Raw genomic sequence first — 19567 nt, 5'->3', positions numbered from 1 at the left:
CGCGCGGAGAGGCGGGGGGTGTGGGTGGGGGTGGGTCGGGCCGCGGGGGCCGGTCCCTTCCGGGGTGACGCCGTCGCCCTGGTTCGGAAACCCCTTGAGCTTATGGCCCGGGTGGAAGGTGATCAGGGGTCCCGACCCCCCCGCCCGCCACAGGATCGGCATAAGAAGATGCTGGCCCACATGGGCGATGCGATAGGGGCCGAAGCCTTGCACCCGTTCCACTCGGTCCTTGTCCGCCAGCAGATCGATGCTGCCCAGTTTTTTCCCCAGCAGGCTGGTGCACCAGGTGATATCGCCGATCTCGTCCTCGGTGGGGCACAGGGCCATGATCTCGTCGGCCAGGGCCGGCGAATACTGGGACCAGATTTCGAAGGAGCGTCCATTCAATACATGGGCGGCGGGATGTCGCAGCGGCGCGGAGCGGCGATCCACCAGAATGCTGGGAATTTGATACCGGGCCAGCAGCAGGGCCAGGGTGCAGCCGGTGCCGCCGGCGCCGATGATCACCACCGGGGCGTTTTGCCGGGCCACCATTACAGCGTCCTCCAGTTGATGGCTTTCATGTTTTTGGGCTGCTTGGTGCCGGGCCGGGTGCCGGCGCCCTGTTTCAGAAGCTCTTTTTCGGGGACGCCCTGGTTAAGTTGCTCAAGCAGATAGTCCGGGTTGAAGTTGACGCCGATCGGGTTCTCGGCGAAGGCCGGGCTGTTGAAGTAGTCCCGGGTTTCCTCCGGTGTCTCGAAATTTTCCACCTGGAATTCGTGCCGGTTGCCGTCCGGGTCTTCGTAGTAGATGGACGTGGTGGGGCCGTGATTGATGCACCAGACCGGCTTGATGCCCTGCTTTCTGATGTTGGCGTAGCCGTGCAGCAGTTGTTCCAGGGAGTCGAAGCCGTGGGCGATATGGTCGACACCAAACAGCTTGCGGCGGATGCGCGACAGGGGGAACGCGAAGCGCAGGGCGGCGGGCAGGTTGACCAGGGCCAGCCGGTGGCTTTCGCCGTCCCAGCTGAGGAAGGTGATCATCTTGTCGGAGTGCACCACCTCGGCGCCGAATACCGCCTTGTACCATTCAATAAGTTTTTTGCGCCGGGGCGTCTTGATCACCCAGTGGGCGATGTAGCGGGGCGCGCGGACGGCTTTTTCTGATGGTGCGGGTGAAGACGTTTTGTTGTTCATGTCTGTAAGTCCTCATTGACGATATAGGGGGCCTAGACGGCCCAGGGCGCCGGCGTAACCGGGTTGATGTCATAGCGGGCCATGGCCTCCGCCACCGTGCCTTTGGCAATCCGGCCGTCTTCCTCCAGGGCATGGAGGGTGGCGATGACGATGTGGGTGCGATCAATTTCGAAGAACTGGCGCAGCCGGGCGCGGGTGTCGCTGCGTCCGAAGCCGTCGGTGCCGAGCACCACATAGCGGCTTTTCAGATAGGGGGCGATCAGCCCCGGGTAGGCGCGCACATAGTCCGTGGCGGCCACCGTAAGCTCGTCGCCGGGCAACAGTGTTTGCACATGGCTGGTGGCGGCGGGCTGGTCCGGGTGCAGGCGATTCTGGCGCTCCACGTTCGCCGCGTCGCGGGCCAGCTCGGTGAAGCTGGTGGCGCTGAACACGGTGCCGCGGATGTTCCAGTCGCTGGCCAGCAGGGCGGCGGCGGCGTCCACTTCGCGCAGAATCGGGCCGGAACCGAGCAGCCGTACCGAGGCGGTGGCATCGTCGCCGCCGTGGCGCCGATAGGCGTATAAACCTTTGACGATGTGGTCCGCCGAGGCCTTGTCGATGGGCTCCTGGGCGTAGCTTTCGTTGCTGACGGTGAGGTAGTAGAACTCGTCGGCCTGCTCTTCCATCATCCGCCGCATGCCGTGGTCCATGATCACCGCCAGCTCCCCGGCGAAGGCCGGGTCATAGGCCCGGCAAGTGGGCACGGTGGCGGCAATCAGCTGGCTGGCGCCGTCCTGATGCTGCAGGCCCTCGCCGCCCAGGGTGGTGCGGCCGGCGGTAGCGCCGATCAGAAATCCCCGCGCCCGCTGGTCCGCCGCCGCCCAGATCAGATCCCCCACGCGCTGGAAGCCGAACATGGAATAGAAAATGTAGATCGGCAGCATGGCGATGTTCGACACACTGTAGGCCGTGCCGGCGGCCACCCAGGAAGAGATGGCGCCGGCCTCGTTGATGCCTTCCTCCAGCAGTTGCCCGTCCTTGGCTTCCCGATAGGAGACCAGGGAGCCGGCGTCCTCCGGCGCGTACAACTGCCCCACCGGCGAGTAGATGCCGATCTGATGGAACAGGTTGGCCATGCCGAAGGTGCGTGCTTCATCGGCGACGATGGGCACCAGCCTCGGGCCCAGGGCCTGGTCCTTAAGCAGCGCGGACATCATGCGCACCATGGCCATGGTGGTGGAGATCTCCCGGGAGGCGCCTTCCATGGCGAAGGCGGCGTAGCGTTCCAAAGGTGGGATTGGCACCGGCGCGGTTTCACGGCGGCGCGCCGGGATCGGCCCGCCCAGAGCCTCGCGGCGCTGCTTGAGGTAGCGCATTTCGTCGCTGTCCGGGTCGGGGCGGCAGAAGTTGTGTTGCGCCAGATCCTCGTCGCTCAACGGCAGGTTGAAGCGATCCCGGAATGCCTTAAGCGCCGCTTCGTCCATTTTCTTTTGTTGGTGGGCGGTCATCCGTGACTCGCCGGCGGCACCCATGCCGTAGCCTTTTTTGGTCTTCGCCAGGATCACCGTGGGCTGGCCTTTATGGCGGGTGGCGGCCGCATAGGCGGCGTACAGTTTGCGCAGGTCGTGGCCACCCCGTTTCAGCGCGTCGATTTCCGCATCGCTCATGTGCGAGACCAGCGCCTGAATCTCCGGGTCGGTCTTGAAGAAATGCTCGATGTTGTAGGCGCCGTCCTTGGCGCCCAGGGTTTGATAGTTGCCGTCCACGGTTTGCGCCAGCTTGCGCAGCAGCGTGTGTTGCTTGTCGCGGGCAAACAGGGCATCCCATTCCGAGCCCCACAGCACCTTGATCACGTTCCAGCCGACGCCGGCGAACAGGGCTTCCAGTTCCTGGATCACCTGGCCGTTGCCGCGCACCGGGCCGTCCAGTCGCTGCAGGTTGCAGTTGATGATGAAGGTCAGGTTGTCCAGCCCCTCGCGGGCGGCCAGGGACAGGCCGGCGATGGATTCCGGTTCGTCCATTTCGCCGTCGCCGAAGACGCCCCATACGCGCCGGCCTTGGGTTTCGGCCAGCCCGCGGTGCGCCAGGTAGCGCAGGAAGCGGGCCTGGTGCACCGCGTTGATCGGCCCGATGCCCATGGAGCCGGTGGGGAACTGCCAGAAATCCGGCATCAGCCAGGGGTGCGGGTAGGAGCAAAGGCCGTTGCCGCCCACTTCCTGGCGATAGTTGAGAAGCTGTTCTTCGCTCAGCCGGCCTTCCATATAGGCGCGGGCATAGACGCCCGGCGAGGAGTGCGGCTGGAAGTACACCAGGTCGCCGCCGTCCTCGGCGGTGGGGGAGCGGAAAAAATGATTGAAGCCCACCTCGAAGATTTCCGCCGCCGAAGCGTAGCTGGCGATATGACCGCCCAGATCCCCGAACGCCTTGTTGGCGCGCACCACCATGGCCAGCGCGTTCCAGCGGCACAGGGCCACCAGGCGCTGCTCCATGGCCAGGTCCCCTGGGTAGGCGTCCTGCTGCTCCAGGGAAAGGGTGTTCCGGTAGGACGAATAGGGCGCCGAACTGCCCAGCAGGCCGGATTCCCGGGCGCACTGGTCCAGACGGCCGAGCAAATAGAGGGCCCGTTCGGGGTCCTGTTTCTGGGCGGCCTGGAACGCTTCCAGCCACTCCTGGGTTTCGACCGGGTCCGGATCAGCGTCCGAGGATAAAAACATCGGCTTCATGGCACTTCCCTGAATAGCACTTTCCTGAGGTGCGACAGGAAAAGATGATACATAATCAAAAGTGATCCTCAATCAGAAAAGATTGAAGTTTGTTGGTAATCAGTTTTGATGATAGATTTCGCCTATGAGTCCACGTACACCGAAACCCGATTCCTCAGCGGCCACCGGGCCGTCCCGCAGCGCCCCCGACCAGGAGCCGCGCAGCGTTCGTCGCAAGCGCGAGAAGCGTCACAACCTGATGAAGGCGGCGTTTGAATTGATGTCGGAGCGGCGCAAGGAAGACGTCACCATCCAGCAGATCACCGACGCCGCGGACGTGGGCTTCGGCACCTTCTACAACTACTTCGAGTCCAAGGAAGCGATCTACGACGCCCTGGTGGAGGAGGTGCTGGAGAACTCCGGCCGGGTGGTGGATGAGGCCGCCCGGCACCTGTCCGACCCGGCGGAAAGGCTGAGTGTGGGGGTGCGCTACACCTTGCTGCAGGCGCAGTCCGATCCGCTCTGGGGGCGCTTTCTGGCGCAGACCCCGTTCAGTCCGCAATTGCTGTCGCGGGGGCTGGGTAAGTTTCTGCTCCGTGATGTGCAGGAAGGCATCAGCGCCGAACGCTTTGATGTCGACGATCTGGCCATGACGCTGGTGGCCATCGGCAGCACCGTGCTGGGCGTGCTGACCGCGGAGATCGAGCGCGCCGCCGGCGCCCCGGCGGCGGCCCTGCCGGGGCTGGACCTGGACGCGGAGCGGGTTCCCGAGCGTACCGCCGCCATGGTTTTGCGCATTCTCGGTATCGACGGTGACGAAGCCCGCCGCCTTTCCCGTGGGCCTTTGCCCCCGCTGGAAGGCGTTCTGAAGCTGTTTTCCCAACCCTGATCCGGTGCACCGGAATCCGCTTTTTGGCAGCGGTCCGGTAGCCCGCGACGAACCTTTTGTTTACCTGCCAGTGTTTGAGTGAATGCCGTCCCGGCCCGGTCTATGATTCGTCAACACCGTTTCCCTACGCCTGCCGGCGCCGGGGGCGGTGAAAACCCGTTTTACCCGACCCAATAACGACAATACCGGGAGAGCATCATGAAAATAGCAAACGGCCTGAAAGGGCTGGGCATCACCCTGTGCGGCCTGTCCGCCGTGGCCCTGGTGGGCTGTGGCGGCGACAGCGACCACGATTACGTCGAACAACCCCAACCTCAAACTCTGAACTGCGAACAGCTGGCCGGGCTGGCGATCCCCGCCGATGCTTTCGCGCTGGCTACCTCCGGCGGCGAAGTCACGGCGTCGTCGGTGGTGGCCGCCAGCGGCAGCGGCGCGGCGGCGTTGCCGGAGCACTGTCTGGTGGAGGGCCGCATCGCGCCGGTGGACCCGGCGGCACCGGACATTCTGTTCAAGGTGGCGCTGCCTGCCGATTGGAACAAAAAAGCGCTGATGTTCGGCGGCGGCGGCTTCAACGGTTCCATCCCCAATATCACCGGCAATATTGCCCAGGGCGCCGTGGACCAGCCGCTGCCGGTAGCGCGCGGCTACGCCACCTTCGCCAGCGATTCCGGGCATCAGGCCAACGACTACGGCTCCCAGGATGGCCGCTGGGGTCTCAACGACGAGGCGGTGAACAACTTCGCCGGCGATGCGCTGAAGAAAACCCGCGACGCCTCCATGTTCATTATCAAGAAACGCTACGGCGGCGCGCCGGCGCACAGCTATTTCGCCGGCGGTTCCACCGGCGGCCGCGAAGCGCTGACCAGCATCCAGCGTTGGCCGGGCGATTGGGACGGCGCCATCGCCTGGTACCCGGCCTGGAACGACGCGGAAGCGTTGCTGGCCGGTCAGCATTACAGCCGCGCCCTGTCCCAGCCCGGCGCTTACCCGAGCTTCGCCAAGCGGCAATTGCTGCTGGACGCGGCCTTGGAAGCCTGCGACGAGCTGGACGGGCTGGCGGACGAGCTGATCAATGACCAGCGCCAGTGCAACGCCATCTTCGATCCGTCCACGGCCATGGTGAACGGCAATCCGCTGCGTTGCCCCGGCGGCGGCGACGACGGCGACAGCTGTTTGTCCGATGCGCAGATCAACGCGTTGAAAACCATGGACCAGGGTGTGACCTTCAACTTTCCGCTGGCCAGTGGCGAGACCGGCTATCCGGGTTCCAATGTGTGGGGCGCGGATCTGGGCATCGACACCAGCACGCCGCTCGGTAACACCATCACCTTCCTGAACTTTGGCTACACCGCGCCGGTGTTTCCGAACATGCCGCAGTACGCGCCTTACCTGAGCGTGCTGGTGGATCAGTGGGTGCGGTACTCCGTGGCCCGGGATGCCTCGTTCAATTCCTACAATCTGGACCCGATCAACCCGGCGCCCCAGTACGCCCAGCGCATCAGTGATCTCAGCGTGGGGCTGAACGCGGGCACCAATATTTCCGGGTTCGAGGCGCGCGGCGGCAAGCTGCTGCTGGCCCACGGCATGTCCGATGTGCTGGTGAGCACCCGTGCCACCGAGATGTACTACGGCCGGTTGCTGAATCAGATGGGCGCGGAAAAAGTGGATTCGTTCGTGCGTTTCTATGAGGTGGCGGGCTTCGGCCATGCGGCCAGCCTCAGCTTCAACGCCACCTGGGATTCGCTCACCGCGCTGGAGGACTGGGTGGAACAGGGCACCGCGCCGGAGAATCAGATCACCACGGACACCGTGGGCGAACCGGGCCGCACCCGGCCGCTTTGTGATTATCCGGCCTGGCCGCGCTATATCGGTGGCGGCGATCCCATGGAAGCGGCCTCGTTCGAGTGCGCCCGGGAATAACCGACCCGGCGCCAGCCCGCCGTTATCGGTGGGTGGTCGTAATGCGGCCCGGCTCACGCTCCGTGAGCCACCGCGTTGCGCCGCTGCGCCCCGCCGGGTAGGTTCTGGATAACGAACCGACCGGTGGGGCGGAGCCCCTTCTACCATCATGGCCGATATCCGATCTTTTTCTCGCTCCGTTTTATCCCTGGTGCTGCTGTCTCCGATCTCGCTGGCCGCGCCTTTGTCGGTCACGCCCCTGCCCCTGGACGATGCGGAACAGGCGAAGGCCTACCGCTTTCCGCTGGTCACCGGCGGCGCGACAGCGGATGCCATCAATATCTGGCTGCAGGTCCGGTTGCTGGAGCGCTACCCGTTCTCCACGGAAATCGCGCCGTTCGAGCGCGTCGGCCCCGACCGGCACGGATGGGGCATCCGCCGCCTGGATTATCAGATCGCCGGCAACACTCCGGCGTATCTGTCGTTGGCGATCAACGTCGATTTCCTGGGCGCCTACGACACTCAGTACCAAAGCCACTTTACCTTTGATGCCGGTACCGGCCGCCCCCTGGATCTGGCGGATTTCTTTAGCAAGGGCGGGCTGAGCGATTTCACGGCGCGGGTACAGCGGCAGTGGCGGGACGAGATCAGCGCGGTGCTGTCGGCGCCTTCGGAGCTGGACGACGAGGACCGCCAGGTACAGCGCGAGCACTACGAAACCTGTCTCGACGTTCTGAAGGATTCGCGAACGTCCTGGGATTTTTTCGTCGATGACGCGGGCCTGCACGTGAGCTGGCAGTGCGGTTTCGGTCGCGCGTTCCGGGCGCTGGATGAGCTGGGCACACTGGAAGCCGGCGGCGATATAAAAGCGTTGCGGCCCTGGCTCAGCGACTTCGGCGCCTGCGCCCTTGCCGGGGATCAAACATCGTGCCCGCGCACCTACGGCGAGAAGGGCGTGTATTTCGGGCGCATTGACCGGCACCGGATCGTGCTGGTTCTCGATGGCGAGGACGGTGGTTCCTACGCTTACCGGAACGTGGGCACGCCGAACCCCCTGCGTCTGACGGGCCGGAAAAACGAAGCGCTGATTCTCAAGTGGGAGGGCGACACGCTGGCGGCGCGGGAAATGTTCATTCTGGAACCGGAGGCGGACGGCTTCCGGGGTGTGTGGATGCGCAGGACCGATCCGGCACCGCTCGACGTTGAACTGATGGCAGGGCCTCAACCATGAGCCGGGTGGCGCGCAGGATGCGGAACCTGGCCGGGGCGCTCGCGGGAGTCGGTATGTCCTTGTTCATGGCCCCGGCGGATGCCGCCGACTTTCCCGGGAAAAGCCGTACCGATTGGCGGGTGTCCAAGGACGCCCAGGCGTTTTTGCCACGCACCCCCGCGGCGCTGCGGGTGCCGGTGGTGGTGTTCGGGGAAGACCGCCGCTTCGCGTCCGAGCGGGCGGTGGTGCTGGTGGATGCCGGCTACCAACAGGTGCGTGAGGTGATCGAACCCGCCTGGGCCGGTCTGGACTGGACCCTGGATACGGCGGCGCCAACGCTGGCGGACTGGCCTGACGCCTGGCGCCGTTGGTGGCTGGCGGCCAATCCGGAGGCGCGCCGCGTCTGGGTGGAGCAGGGGCTGGCCCCGGCGTTGCGGCAGGCGGTGGACCAGGGTGCGCTGACGGAACCGGAAAGCGCCGCCCGCCAGCGGCGCTTGGTCGCCAATGTGGACTCCGACCCGGAGCGGATGCGTGGTTTGCCCGGATTCACCGCCCCGCTGGCGGGTGCGCGCTTTGTTCACGACCAGCGAGTGGATAACGTGCCGGTGACGGACAGTGCCCGACTGCTGGACCTGAGCCCGATCCTTGGCCGCCCGGCCACCGCCATTGTGTTGCAGCGCTGCCAGTCCATTCCCCTGCCGGCGCCGGTGGAGGGCAACTGGGGCGCGGCGCCTCAGTCCAAGCCCCAATGTCTGGTGCCGGCGCGCTGGCTGACCACCACCCTGGAGGCGCTGGCCAGCCACTGGCCGGAGCCAGCGCTGCGCCTGTCCGATGAGGTATCCCTGTGGACGCCTTCCGTGCCGGTGCCGGAGACCCTGCCGGCGCCCCGCTGGCGGTCGGCCAATGGCGCGGGCGCGCCGGTGAAACCGGCTGTGCAGGACCTGCGCAGCGACGATGCCCTGCAATTGAAAGCCATGGCGCCGGGCGGCGACGGCACCTTTTTACTGGGCGTTGACCGCCAGGCGCGGGTGGAGGGCGAGCAGCGTTGGATCGCCGAGCTGTGGCGCCTCGACCCGGGGGCGCAACAGGTCCAGGTGCTGTGGCGGGCGGCGGAGGGCGCCGACCGGCTCACCGATGCGGCCTCGGGGGTTTATTTCTCCGGGCGTATTTTCGGTGAGACATTGCCGGCTCTGTTTCGTTATCACCATGGCCAGGTGACGCCTCTGCCCCTATCCGAGGATAGCCGTCGTGCCTTGCAGGGCGGCGCCTGGGTCGCCGCCGGCGAGCGGGTATGGCTGGTGGAGCGGGGCGTGGACGGGATCCGCGCCTGGCGGGATGAGACGCTGTCGTCCCGGCGGACGGTGCCGCGCGGTACGGCGCTGCCGGGGCGCTTGCGGGTGCTGGGCGGCGGCGGCGATGCCCTGTGGGTGGAGGACGACCACGGCGTGGCGGCGCTGGCCTGGAAGGACGGCGTGACCCGCCGGGCTTTCCCGGTGCCGCCACGCCTGGCCGGGGCCCCGGCGGTGACCTATCCGGATGGCCTGGATCCGCGCACCGCCCTGGTGGAGGGCGCGGGCACGGTGTCGGAGGCGGGCGGCTGGCTGGCCACGGCCTTTGCGTTGGAAGGTCCGGACGCCCGGGCCGGCGTCCATGTGCTGGACACCGACAAGGGCACGGTGCTGGCCTCCATCGTACTGCCCGGCGCCACCCGGGTGCGGCTGGCGGCGGCCTCGCCGGACGGTTGCTGCCTGGCGCTTTACGACGACGGCGGCGCGCTGACACTGTGGCGGGCCCGCGCCGGCACCATGGCCAAGTTACTGGCGCCGCCGGCCACGGCCCTGGCGGACCTGAGCTTTTCAGCGGACGGCGCCACCTTGCATGGGGTGGGTGGCCGTTTACTGATGAGCTGGCCGCTGGATTGAATGCTCTGCCCGGCGGCTTCCGCCATTTGCAGGCGCCGCGCTCAGGTCAGCGGCGTCATCACCGCGGTCTGGAAGGCCGGCCGTTCGGTCAGACGCTGATACCAGGCCGCCAGGTGGGGCAGGTCCGGGCGCTCGATGTCCATGGAGAACCAGGCGTAGGCGAAACATCCCAAGGGAAGGTCGGCCACGGTCAGGCTGTCGCCGGCCAGAAACCGCCGCTCGCGGAGGGCGTCGTCGGCGATGGGCATCAGCCCCGCGCACACCTGCCGGCCCTGTTCCATGGCGGCGTTATCCCGTTCTTCCGGCGTGCGGCGTACCCGGTTCAAGAACAGTTGCTTGAACGGTTCGGTCAATGAGGTCGACGCCCAGTCCATCCATTTCTCCGCCTCTGCCCAGGCCACGGTGCCCTCGGGCGTGAACGGGGGCTGGCCATAGCGGCGGGCCAGGTAGCGCACGATGGTGTTGGATTCCCACAGCACCAAGCCATCGTCCTCCAGGCAGGGCACCAGGCCATTGGGATTCATGGCCCGGTATTCCGGCGTGTCCACGCCGCCAAAGGCGCCGCCCACTTCGATCAGTTCCGGGTTGATGTTGAGTTCCGCCGCGCACCAGCGCGCCTTGCGCACATTGGTGGAGTTGGCGCGTCCCCAGAGTTTCATGGTGTTCTCTCCTTCGCGGCAGGCCCCCGACAACGGGGGCCTGATTTCAGTATTTCGGTGGTTTAGTGCGGTGTGCCGGTGAGACGGTGGAAGATCACCTCCAGGCCGGGGGCGAAGCAGCCGTCACCGGCGAAGTGCGCGGCCCCATGATGAGGGTGCCCGTGATCCGCCAGCGCCGGTGCCAGGCCCAGGGCCGGCGGCGTGTTCTGGCCGGTGCGCGCTTGCCGTTGGTAAATGCTCTGCCCTTCCTTGATGGTTTCTTCCACGTGCAGGTCGATCAGCGTGGCCGGTGGCACCGTCAGTGGATTATCCGAGAGCACCACGAAGTCCGCCAGCTTGCCCACTTCGATGGAGCCCTTGCTGTCTTCCTCGAAGTGCTGCCAGGCGGACCACAGGGTCATCGCCTTCAGCGCGGTCATCACGTCCACTTTCTGATCTTCGCCGAGCACGCGGCCACTGCGGGTGGTGCGGTTGACCGTGGCGTCCAGTACCCGCAGGGAGTCCGGCAACGCCACCGGAGCGTCATGGTGGGTGGTGAAGCGCATCCCGCGTTCGCGCAGCCAGCCGGTGGGGGAGATGTTCTCCGCCCGTTCCGGGCCGAGTACGGAATCCCGGTGCCAGTCGCCCCAGTAGAAGGTGTGCATGGGGAACAGGGACGGGAAGATGCCCAGCTCCTCAAGGGCGGGAATCTGATCCTTGCGCAGGGTCTGGCCGTGGATCAGCACCGGGCGCACGTCCACGCCCGGCACCCGCGCCTCGGCTTCCCGCCAGCCCTTGATCATCTGGTCGATGGCCCGGTCGCCGTTGGCGTGGGTCAGGGTCTGCCAGTGGTTTTCCAAAGCCCGGGTGTAGACCTCCACCACCTTGTCGTCGTCCACCACGCCATAGCCGGCGTAGTCGGCCCCCTTGCCCTCAGGCGGCTGGTAGTAGGGCTCGGTGAGCCAGGCGGTTTTGCCCTGGGGCGAGCCGTCCAGGGTCAGCTTGATGCCGCCGATGCGAAAGTGATTGTGGTATTGCGGGGGCGTATCCACGTTGTGATAGAACGGCGGCACCATCAGCTCCGCCACGCCCGGGTTGAGAATGTCCGGGTAGGAGACGATGTCCGCCCGCAGGGCGCCGGCATTGGCCGCCGCTTCGGCGATCTTGACGTGCATCGGCGCGCTGCGGCCGTCCTGCAGGGTGGTGTAGCCGTAGCGGGTGTACAGCTTCTCGCCTTCCTGCAGCATGGCCACGGCCTGCTGGGGACTCAGTTTCGGAAACAGTTTGCCCAGGGCCATGAAGAAGGCGTTTTCCTCCAGCAGCCCGTTGGGCTCGCCGGTGGCCGGGTCCTTGCCGATCACGCCGCCCTGGGGGTTGGCGCTGTCGGCGGTGATGCCCAGCTGCTTAAGGCCGGCGCTGTTGACCACGCCGAAGTGGGCGGACTGGTGGATCACCAGCACCGGCTGCTCGGTGCTGACCCGGTCCAGTTCCGCGCGGGTGGGATGGCGTTGCTCCGTCAGTTGCGAGTCGTCGTAGCCGAACCCGTAGATCAGGCCGAACTGCTCGCGCAGCACCGAGTCCTTTGAGAACGTTTTCAGTGTCTCGACCATTGAGGCCACATCGGTGACGCCACCGTCCGGCGGCGGCAGCAGGTTGGCGCTCATCGCCTGGAAGCCGACGAAGAACACATGGCCGTGGGCGTCCACGAAGCCGGGCAACAGGGTGCGCCCTTGCAGGTCGTGCATGACGGTGGTCTCGCCCTGGTAGCGCAGCACGGTCTTGCGCTTGCCCACGGCGACAATGCGCCCGTCCCGCACGGCCACCGCTTCGGCGTCCGGATGGTGGTCGTCCACGGTGATGATCGGGCCGTTCAGCCAGATGGCGTCCGCCGGTTCGGCGGGCGGCGCGTGCTGGCACCCGGCCAGGGCCACCAGCGCCAGCGCCGGCAGCCATTGTTTGAATAGCATCATTGCTCTCCCCGTTTCTTGTTGTGGTTTTCAGCTTGCCGGCACCGGGGTCACCGGCGCCGACCGTCATCATACCCGTGTTGCCGAGAGGCGGGCGATGCTGGCCGGTGAGGGGGTCAGCGCAGGCTCTGGGTAAGGTGGGAAGCCGGGGAGGGGTGGCGCCGGGCGTTCGGTTCCAGACAGCGGACCAGCATGGCGAACGCCAGTGCGTCATCGCCAGGGCCCTCGGGGCGGGGGATGCGCACCACATGGCCATCCCCCGGCGCCACCGGGATGGCGTCGCCGTGTTGGTTTTCCAGCCGGTCCAGCCGGAAGCGGCGGTTGCCGTCCGGGGTGATCAGCATGACCGGGTCGCCCAGCTCGAAGCGGTTTTTCACCGCCAGGGTCAGCCAGTGGTCATTGGCGCCGATCACCTCCGCCACCAATTGCTGGCTGCCCAGGGCGGCGGTGCCGGCTTCGTAATGCTGGTAGGCCTGGGGCGGGTGGCGGCGGAAGAAGCCCTCGGTGTAGCCCCGGTGGGAGAGCGCTTCCAGATCGTCCATCAGGGCCATGTCGAAGGGCCGCCCGGCGCCGGCGTCGTCCAGGGCACGGCGGTACACCTGGGCGGTGCGGGCGGCGTAGTACACCGACTTGGTGCGGCCTTCGATCTTCAGCGAGTGCACGCCCATCTCGGCCAGGGCCTGGACGTGCTGCACGGCGCGCAGGTCCCGGGAGTTCATGATGTAGGTGCCGTGCTCGTCCTCGTGCAGGGCCAGGGTGCGGGCCGGGTCGTTGGGTTCTTCCAGCAGCAGGGAGTCTTGCTGGCGCACCGGGATAAGGTCGCCGCTGTCGTCGGCGCGGGCGGACACCGGCTTGTAGTCCCAGCGGCAGGCATTGGTGCAGGCGCCCTGGTTGGCGTCGCGGTGGTTCATATAGCCCGACAGCAGGCAGCGGCCGGAGTAGGCCATGCACAGGGCGCCATGGACGAACACTTCCAGTTCCATGGCCGGCACCCGTTCGCGGATCTCGCGGATTTCCTCCAGGGCCAGCTCCCGGGACAGGATCACCCGCTGGATGCCCTGGCGGCGCCAGAATTCCACGGTGGCGTAGTTCACCGCGTTGGCCTGCACGGAGAGATGGATGGGTTGCTCCGGCCAACGCTCGCGCACCATCAGGATCAGGCCCGGGTCGGACATGATCAGCGCATCCGGGCCCAGCTCGATGACCGGCGCCAGGTCACGCAGGTAACTGCGCACCTTGTCGTTGTGCGGGCTGACGTTGGAGGCCAGATAAAACTGTTTGCCCCGGGCGTGGGCTTCGGCGATGCCCTCCGCCAGGGCGGCCCCGTTCTTGAAGCTGTTATTGCGCACCCGCAGGGAATAGCGGGGCTGGCCGGCGTACACCGCATCGGCGCCGTAGGCGAAGGCATAACGAAGATGCTTGAGCGTGCCGGCGGGCGACAGCAGCTCCGGCAGGGCGGGCAGGGTATTGGGCATGGGAGGTCTCGGCCGGGCGCATGTTTCTTTGCCGAACTCCTTTCCTGGAACCGGCGCTACCCTACTCTAACGCCACGTCTCTCGCCGGCCTTGATCTCAATCAACGCCGCCGGTTCCCGGGGACCGTTTCACGATTCGAAGCCGGCCTCGTTGCCGAAGCACCGGCGCTTGGGTAGGTTGGCCCACCCTTTTTATAGGTCCGCTCGATGGACAGCGGTGGAGTTAAGGATGGCGTGGTTCGGTCGGTGGTTGGCCTTGTCGGTGATCGGTGGCGTGGCGTTGCTGATGGCGCCTTCGCGGTGGGGCGAGGCGGCCCGGGCGGAGGAGCGAAGCGGCTGGTTGTATCAGCAGTTCGGTGACCAGGGTGTGGTGCTGGGAATGTTGGCCATGGGGCTGGTGTTTCTGGTGCTGGGGCTGATCGGCATGGCGCGCTCCGGCCGCGCCCTTTGGCGCCACCGGCAAGCGGGCAGTCCGCCTTCGCCGCCCAGCGCCGCCACGCCCGGCGGCGTGCGCCTGGCCGGCGGATTGCTGCTCACCGGCGGTGTGCTGTGGACGGTGTTCTACGTGGGCGGCAAGGCCCGCGCCCTGGCCGCCGGCGCGGCCTCGGTGGAGTACGCCTACGCGGCGGTGCTGATCGGGCCGCTGGCGGTGTCTCTGGGGCTGTTCTATCTGCTGGTGCGCCCCGGCACCTTGCAGGGCGTGCAGGCGATGAACAAGCGCGAGCGGATATTCTTCCTGATGTTCATCGTTACCGGCGTGCTCGCCGGCGTCGGCCTGGGCGCCTGGCTGTCCTCCCAGGCCGGGATCTACGGCTACTTTGGCTAGCGACAATGACCCGGCCTTGCCGCTGTAACGTCGCTGGTGCCGGAGTGCCATCGTTCCCACTGTGCTAGATTCGTGTGGAGGCAGGTCGCTCGTTCAGAGGCGATCGCTCATTTATTCGGTTATGGCTTTCAGGGAGGGACGCCTTATGGGGCGGAACGGTTTTCGGCTTTTTTCTTTAGTGGTGGGTTTGGGTGCGGCGTTGAATCCCACGTTGAGCGTGGCTTCCGTGTTGGACCAGGGGGAGCCGGTCAATCTGTACGCCGCTGAGGCGGGTGTGCGGTTCGTGGGCTTCGATGTGGCGGCGCTGCCGGGCAATGAGTTCGCGGTGACCTGGCTGGAGCGTAATGCCGCCGACCAGACCGAGTCCTTGCGGGTCGCCCGCTTTGAACAGAATGGCCAACGATTGGGCGACGCGCTGATCCTGAGCGAGACCCCTGCGGCGGAGAACTACCCTCGTCTCTCTGATCCGGTTATCGGGACGAACAGTGCCGGCGATATGGTGGTGGTTTGGAATAGCGGACCCGCGGAGGGGGCCTCGGAATGCCGGGAGTTTGTCCAGTTCCGGTTGGTGGACAGCAATGGTACGGCCTCGCCTGTCCAGCTTTTCTTTTACCCAGGGGCTGGCTTCAACTGCAATCCTGAAGTGGCAATGAATGAACAAGGGCTTTCTGTTCTGAGCGCTTGGTACGGCCTTGAGGACAAATATCTGATGCAGCTGCGTGGCCAGGATGGCACGTCGGTGGGCGGTCCGATGACGCGTGGTCAAAATGTCGGGTCGGCATTGCCCATGGCAGTGGCGCTTCAGGAAAGCTCCGGGATGGCGGTCTGGTCCGAGCAGGAGGGGCCGGGCACGGTGCTGCTGGCGTCCCGCTTCAGCCTGACCGGCGGTGCCCTCGGCGACGGCGATTTCCGCTTCGACAACAACGCCCACGACGCCAATGGCCTGTATCAGAGCTCGGTTAGCCTGGACGCCACCGCCGACGGTGGCTACCTGGGCGCCTGGCTGCAAACCGAAGACGGCGGCGGGCAACCGGTTTACAGCCAGCATATACAGCGCTGGCGGGCGGACGGAACAGCGGCGGGTTCGGCCCGGGTCGGCGGGACCTCGTTTGATGCGGCCTCTGATCGGATCGACCTGGATGCGGGCGCCGGGAGCAGCGCCATCCTGGCGTGGACGGACAGCGGTGACGACGGCGCCCGTAAGCGTTACGCCACGGTGGTCCACGGTAATCGGGCCACCGGTGACGCCCCGGCGGTGATCGCGCAAAGCGATGCCGCGCTGTTCGACAGCTCGGCGCTGACCAGGGTGGCATTGGCTAACAATACCGCCATGGTGCTCTGGTATGAGCAGGATGAGGAAAGCAACGGCCCGGTTCTCAAGGCGCGCATCGGCACCTTGCCGGAACCTGCCGCCGAAGCAAACGGTGGGGGCGGTGGTGGTGGACCCATGGGGCCGGTTGTCCTGCTTGGCGCCCTGGCTTTGCTGCTGAGAAAGAAAACGCCGGGCGGAGAGGTCCGCCCGGCTTGATCGTCCTGGCTAGCGCAGGTCGGTGACGGACTTCAGGCTGTATTCGTTCGGGTCCAGAGCCGGCAGGGTCTGGTCGGGCAGTTCCTCGCGGAAGTACTCCAGTAGCGGCACCACATAGGTGACGTTGGAGTTTTCGAAGGCGTCCGGGTTGGCCTCCTGCACTTCGCCGAAGGTGACGTAGCCGTCCTTGCCCTGGCCGGTGAAGGAGTTGGTGGCCACCGAGTAGATTTCGTTCGGCTCGATGGGGCTCCAGTTGCCGTTGTCGTCGCGCACTTCCACATTCTGGATGCCGGTGCCTTCCGGGGCGCCGAGCGTCACGTCGTAGCGCAGGCCGGCGGAGTAGGGGAAGGCGCCGGTGGAGGCGGAGATGCCCTGGGCGTAGTCCAGGCCTTCGTTGAGCACCTTGACGATCTGGGCGCCGGTCATGTCGATGGTGACCACGGTGTTGGAGAACGGCAGGATGTCGTAGGCGTTGGCCACGGTGAAGGTGCCGTCGTTCAGCGGCGCGCGCACGCCGCCGGCGTTCTGGATCGCCACGTCGGCCTTGGGCAGATATTTCAGGAAGGCATCGGCCACCACCCAGGCGGCATAGCTGCCGGTGGGTTTGTCGCCGGCGCTGAACGGCGCCGGGATGCGCTCGAAGGGCATCGCTTCGGTAACCTGGCCCAGGGTTTCCTGTTTGAAGCTTTCCATCTGCTCTTTATAGGGCGCCAGGATATCCAGAATTTGCTGGGATTCGTCGGCGGTGCGGATGGTGCTCAGGGCGCCGATCGCATCGTTGATGCGGGCGGTCTGGTCCGTGTCCGCGGTGGTCCAGGCGCCGCCGCCGTCCTGCACCTGGTAGGGGCCGCCCACCAGCAGTTCCATGTGACCGTCGATATCGGTAACCACGCCGTCCTTGTCGAAGTCGATGTTGAGCCGGCCCAGGGCCTTGGCGTATTCCCAGGCTTGCACGATGTACACCGGCTGGCCGTCCGGGTTCCGTACCACGGTGGGGTATTCACCATCCACGTCCAGGCCCATGCCGGCCAGCTCGCCGGTGGAGTCGAGCACGTTGTGGGTGTCGCCGCCGATGATCACATCGATGTCGCGCACGTTCTCCGCCAGTACCTGGTCGAACTCATAGCCCAGGTGGCTGAGCACGATGAATTTGTTGATGCCCTGGTCCTTGAGCGCATAAATGTGGTCGCGCACGGACAGGATTTCGTCGTCGAATTCCACCGCGTCGGTGACCAGGGAGGATTCCCGGGTCTTCTCCACTTTCAGCACGCCGATCACCGCCACCTTCTCGCCGTCGATCTCCTTGATTACATAGGGCTTGATGTCACTGTTGAACAGCGGGCTGTCCACGGTGGGGTGGATGTTGCCGGTGATGATCGGGAAGTTGGCGGTCTCGATCAGGTCACGCAGGTGGGCTTCGCCTTCGTCGAACTCGTGGTTGCCCAGTTGATAGGCATCCAGGCCCAGGGTGTTGAACACCTTGAAGTCCACCTCGCCCTTGAACAGGCTGAAATAAAGGGTGCCGTTCAATTCGCCATTGTTGAGCACCAGGGTCTTGTCGTCCCGGTAGTCGTTCATGGCGGTGATGATGCGCGGGAAGCCGCCCAGACTCAGGCGCACGGTTTCGCTGCCGGGCTGGTTGGCGTCGTAGTCCAGCTTCAGGTCGTAGCTCTGGCCTTCAAAGTAGGAGTGGTGGTCATTGGTGTACAGAACCTGCAGGTTCAGCGGTTTGGCCTGGTCGGCGGCATCGCCGTGGTTGTCACTGTCGCCGCCACAGGCGACCAGGAAAAGTGACAAGCCGGTGACGGCAAGGGCCGGAAAACGAAGTTGGAAAGGCACGGTCGACTCCCATTGATTCAGATTGAAGGTCAGCCCGCAAGGCTAGGCTGAGGGGATGACAGGGCGGTGGCAGTTTCGTGTCGGTGTTGCCCCGGGCGTGGACGGTGTCCTGATTCGTGCCGGTGAAGCTGGTAAAGTGCCGCCCTTCACAGGCAGTAGCATCCCCACGAGGAAGACCATGAATCAGCAACTCGCCGATCAACTCACGGCCTTGGCCGAGGAGGATCAGAACACGCTGGCGGCGCTCACCGAGCGCGGCGAGCTGCCCGCGCCGGACTACCACCCGCAGATGCGCGCGGTTCATGAACGCAATGCCGACGCTCTGCAGCGCATTCTCGACGAGCACGGCTGGCCCGGGGTGTCGCTGGTGGGCGAGCGCGCCGGCGAGGCGGCCTGGCTGATCGCCCAGCACGCCGTGTCCCGGCAGGATCTGATGCAGCGTTGCGCGGCGGCGCTGGAAGAGGCCGCCTCGGCGGGCGAGGCGCCGGGCTGGCAGTCAGCTTATCTGCGTGACCGGCTGAGCGTGCTCAACGGTGAGCCCCAGCGCTATGGCACCCAGTTCGATATGGACGAGGAAGGCTGGCCGGTGCCCTGTCCGATCGCCGACCCGACCATGGTCAACCTGCGCCGCTGGGCCCTGGGCCTGGACAGCCTGGAAGACCGGGTGGAAAAGCTTCGCGAGAGGGAACGTGAGCGCCGGGCACGGAGTGACGCATCATGAAGGTCACCACGGTGGTCGGCGGCGGCCTGCTGATGTTCGGTGTGTTGACCCTGGCGGGCGGCGGCGCGTCGGCGGTGAGTACTTTCCGCTTTCTGGAGACCGCGGTGACCGCCCCCGGCGTGGTCACCGAGCTGGTGCCCAAACGGAGCAGTGACGGCGACGTGCTGTACAGCCCCAAGGTGCATTTCCGCGACCGTGACGGTGGCAATGTGGTGTTCGTGCCCAATACCAGCAGTCGCCCGCCGGCCTACTCGGTGGGTGAAGGGGTGGAGGTGGTGTACGCGCCGGGCGACAGCGCCGATGCGCGTATCCGCGGGTTCTTTTCCCTGTGGGGAGTGGCGTTGATCGCCTCGGTGCTGGGCGCCATCCTCACCGTGGTGGGCGCCGGCTTTCTGCTGTGGCCGAAATGGAAGGCGCGCAAGGTGGCCTGGTTGCGCAAGAACGGCCAGAAGGTGGCCGCCGAGCCGGTGGAGGTGGTGCTGGACCGCTCCTTGCAGGTGAACGGCCGCCACCCCTACCGTATCGTCTGCCAGTGGAGCGACCCGGTAAGCGGCGAGGCCCATTCGTTCCGCAGCGACGCCCTGTGGTTCGATCCGAGCCCGGCCCTGGGCGAACAGCCGCTCACCGTCTGGGTGGCGCCGGACAACCCGCGCCGTTACCACGTGGATCTTGCGTTCCTGGAGACGCGATAGAAAGCGCTAGCAAGGTAGGAGCGACTTCAGTCGCGATGCAGGGTGGCACCACCGTTGATCGCGACTGAAGCGGAATGCCGCCCAGTCGCTCCTATCTTTTTTGGGA

15 protein-coding genes are annotated in these 19567 nt (G+C 66.0%); 8 read left to right on the top strand and 7 right to left on the bottom strand.

All coding sequences use genetic code 11. From position 1 onward, the window contains the following. From FGS76_RS10675 to mdeB, 3 genes are all read right to left on the bottom strand, one after another. Positions 1-534, bottom strand: a 534-nt coding sequence (locus tag FGS76_RS10675; protein WP_205717242.1) for an FAD-dependent monooxygenase, incomplete at its 3' end; no start/stop codon positions are given. Continuing rightward, positions 534-1175 carry a VOC family protein gene (locus FGS76_RS10670; RefSeq protein ID WP_138772624.1) on the bottom strand — a complete coding sequence of 214 codons (642 nt, stop codon included), beginning with the start codon at positions 1173-1175 and terminating at the stop codon, positions 534-536. The genes FGS76_RS10675 and FGS76_RS10670, both read right to left, overlap by 1 nt. 32 nt (positions 1176-1207) lie before the next feature. Next, on the bottom strand, positions 1208-3877 hold the full coding sequence (gene mdeB / locus FGS76_RS10665) for an alpha-ketoglutarate dehydrogenase (RefSeq protein ID WP_138772623.1): 2670 nt from the start codon (positions 3875-3877) through the stop codon (positions 1208-1210). 124 nt (positions 3878-4001) lie between these two features. Between mdeB and FGS76_RS10660 the strand changes: the two genes are divergently transcribed. The 4 genes from FGS76_RS10660 to FGS76_RS10645 all read left to right on the top strand — a co-directional run bounded on the left by FGS76_RS10660 (position 4002) and on the right by FGS76_RS10645 (position 9776). Next, positions 4002-4745: a TetR/AcrR family transcriptional regulator gene (locus FGS76_RS10660; RefSeq protein WP_138772622.1), complete on the top strand. Its 744-nt coding sequence runs from the start codon at positions 4002-4004 to the stop codon at positions 4743-4745. A 198-nt stretch (positions 4746-4943) separates the two neighbouring features. Beyond that, positions 4944-6665, top strand: a complete 1722-nt coding sequence (locus FGS76_RS10655) for a tannase/feruloyl esterase family alpha/beta hydrolase (RefSeq protein ID WP_138772621.1) — start codon at positions 4944-4946, stop codon at positions 6663-6665. 148 nt (positions 6666-6813) lie between these two features. Continuing rightward, positions 6814-7875, top strand: a complete 1062-nt coding sequence (locus FGS76_RS10650; protein ID WP_138772620.1) for a hypothetical protein — start codon at positions 6814-6816, stop codon at positions 7873-7875. Between the two features lie 53 nt (positions 7876-7928). Further along, on the top strand, positions 7929-9776 hold the full coding sequence (locus FGS76_RS10645; protein WP_138772619.1) for a WD40 repeat domain-containing protein: 1848 nt from the start codon (positions 7929-7931) through the stop codon (positions 9774-9776). A 41-nt stretch (positions 9777-9817) separates the two neighbouring features. Here the strand turns inward: FGS76_RS10645 and FGS76_RS10640 are convergent, their stop codons facing one another. From FGS76_RS10640 to trhP, 3 genes are all read right to left on the bottom strand, one after another. Next, positions 9818-10435: a glutathione S-transferase family protein gene (locus FGS76_RS10640; RefSeq protein ID WP_138772618.1), complete on the bottom strand. Its 618-nt coding sequence runs from the start codon at positions 10433-10435 to the stop codon at positions 9818-9820. A 62-nt stretch (positions 10436-10497) separates the two neighbouring features. Beyond that, positions 10498-12384 carry an amidohydrolase gene (locus FGS76_RS10635; protein WP_205717241.1) on the bottom strand — a complete coding sequence of 629 codons (1887 nt, stop codon included), beginning with the start codon at positions 12382-12384 and terminating at the stop codon, positions 10498-10500. Between the two features lie 113 nt (positions 12385-12497). Then, entirely contained in the window at positions 12498-13856 is a 1359-nt protein-coding gene (trhP, locus tag FGS76_RS10630; RefSeq protein ID WP_138772617.1) for a prephenate-dependent tRNA uridine(34) hydroxylase TrhP, read from the bottom strand. Between the two features lie 228 nt (positions 13857-14084). Here trhP and FGS76_RS10625 point away from each other — a divergent pair, with 228 nt between their 5' ends. After that, positions 14085-14681 carry a hypothetical protein gene (locus tag FGS76_RS10625; RefSeq protein ID WP_138772616.1) on the top strand — a complete coding sequence of 199 codons (597 nt, stop codon included), beginning with the start codon at positions 14085-14087 and terminating at the stop codon, positions 14679-14681. A gap of 145 nt (positions 14682-14826) precedes the next feature. After that, positions 14827-16209 carry a hypothetical protein gene (locus FGS76_RS10620; protein ID WP_138772615.1) on the top strand — a complete coding sequence of 461 codons (1383 nt, stop codon included), beginning with the start codon at positions 14827-14829 and terminating at the stop codon, positions 16207-16209. Between the two features lie 9 nt (positions 16210-16218). Here the strand turns inward: FGS76_RS10620 and FGS76_RS10615 are convergent, their stop codons facing one another. Continuing rightward, on the bottom strand, positions 16219-18048 hold the full coding sequence (locus tag FGS76_RS10615) for a 5'-nucleotidase C-terminal domain-containing protein (RefSeq protein WP_138772614.1): 1830 nt from the start codon (positions 18046-18048) through the stop codon (positions 16219-16221). 178 nt (positions 18049-18226) lie between these two features. On the opposite strand from FGS76_RS10615, the gene FGS76_RS10610 reads away from it, so the two are divergent. Together FGS76_RS10610 and FGS76_RS10605 are read left to right on the top strand one after the other, a co-directional pair. Continuing rightward, positions 18227-18769: a DUF6624 domain-containing protein gene (locus FGS76_RS10610; RefSeq protein WP_138772613.1), complete on the top strand. Its 543-nt coding sequence runs from the start codon at positions 18227-18229 to the stop codon at positions 18767-18769. Beyond that, positions 18766-19461 (top strand): DUF3592 domain-containing protein, encoded by a 696-nt coding sequence (locus FGS76_RS10605; RefSeq protein WP_138772612.1) that lies wholly within the window; start codon positions 18766-18768, stop codon positions 19459-19461. The genes FGS76_RS10610 and FGS76_RS10605 overlap by 4 nt, the downstream gene beginning before the upstream one ends. Positions 19462-19567 lie beyond the last annotated feature (106 nt).

The organism is Alloalcanivorax gelatiniphagus, from assembly GCF_005938655.1.
Taxonomy (GTDB): domain Bacteria; phylum Pseudomonadota; class Gammaproteobacteria; order Pseudomonadales; family Alcanivoracaceae; genus Alloalcanivorax; species Alloalcanivorax gelatiniphagus.
The sequence above is the reverse complement of the archived record's forward strand: the minus strand, read 5'-3'. Positions and strand labels throughout refer to the sequence as shown.

Coding starts and splice junctions, on each gene's coding strand:
- FGS76_RS10670 (WP_138772624.1), bottom strand. CDS start 1,175: ATGAACAACAAAACGTCTTCACCCGCACCATCAGAAAAAGCCGTCCGC.
- mdeB (WP_138772623.1), bottom strand. CDS start 3,877: ATGAAGCCGATGTTTTTATCCTCGGACGCTGATCCGGACCCGGTCGAA.
- FGS76_RS10660 (WP_138772622.1), top strand. CDS start 4,002: ATGAGTCCACGTACACCGAAACCCGATTCCTCAGCGGCCACCGGGCCG.
- FGS76_RS10655 (WP_138772621.1), top strand. CDS start 4,944: ATGAAAATAGCAAACGGCCTGAAAGGGCTGGGCATCACCCTGTGCGGC.
- FGS76_RS10650 (WP_138772620.1), top strand. CDS start 6,814: ATGGCCGATATCCGATCTTTTTCTCGCTCCGTTTTATCCCTGGTGCTG.
- FGS76_RS10645 (WP_138772619.1), top strand. CDS start 7,929: ATGTCCTTGTTCATGGCCCCGGCGGATGCCGCCGACTTTCCCGGGAAA.
- FGS76_RS10640 (WP_138772618.1), bottom strand. CDS start 10,435: ATGAAACTCTGGGGACGCGCCAACTCCACCAATGTGCGCAAGGCGCGC.
- FGS76_RS10635 (WP_205717241.1), bottom strand. CDS start 12,384: ATGATGCTATTCAAACAATGGCTGCCGGCGCTGGCGCTGGTGGCCCTG.
- trhP (WP_138772617.1), bottom strand. CDS start 13,856: ATGCCCAATACCCTGCCCGCCCTGCCGGAGCTGCTGTCGCCCGCCGGC.
- FGS76_RS10625 (WP_138772616.1), top strand. CDS start 14,085: ATGGCGTGGTTCGGTCGGTGGTTGGCCTTGTCGGTGATCGGTGGCGTG.
- FGS76_RS10620 (WP_138772615.1), top strand. CDS start 14,827: ATGGGGCGGAACGGTTTTCGGCTTTTTTCTTTAGTGGTGGGTTTGGGT.
- FGS76_RS10610 (WP_138772613.1), top strand. CDS start 18,227: ATGAATCAGCAACTCGCCGATCAACTCACGGCCTTGGCCGAGGAGGAT.
- FGS76_RS10605 (WP_138772612.1), top strand. CDS start 18,766: ATGAAGGTCACCACGGTGGTCGGCGGCGGCCTGCTGATGTTCGGTGTG.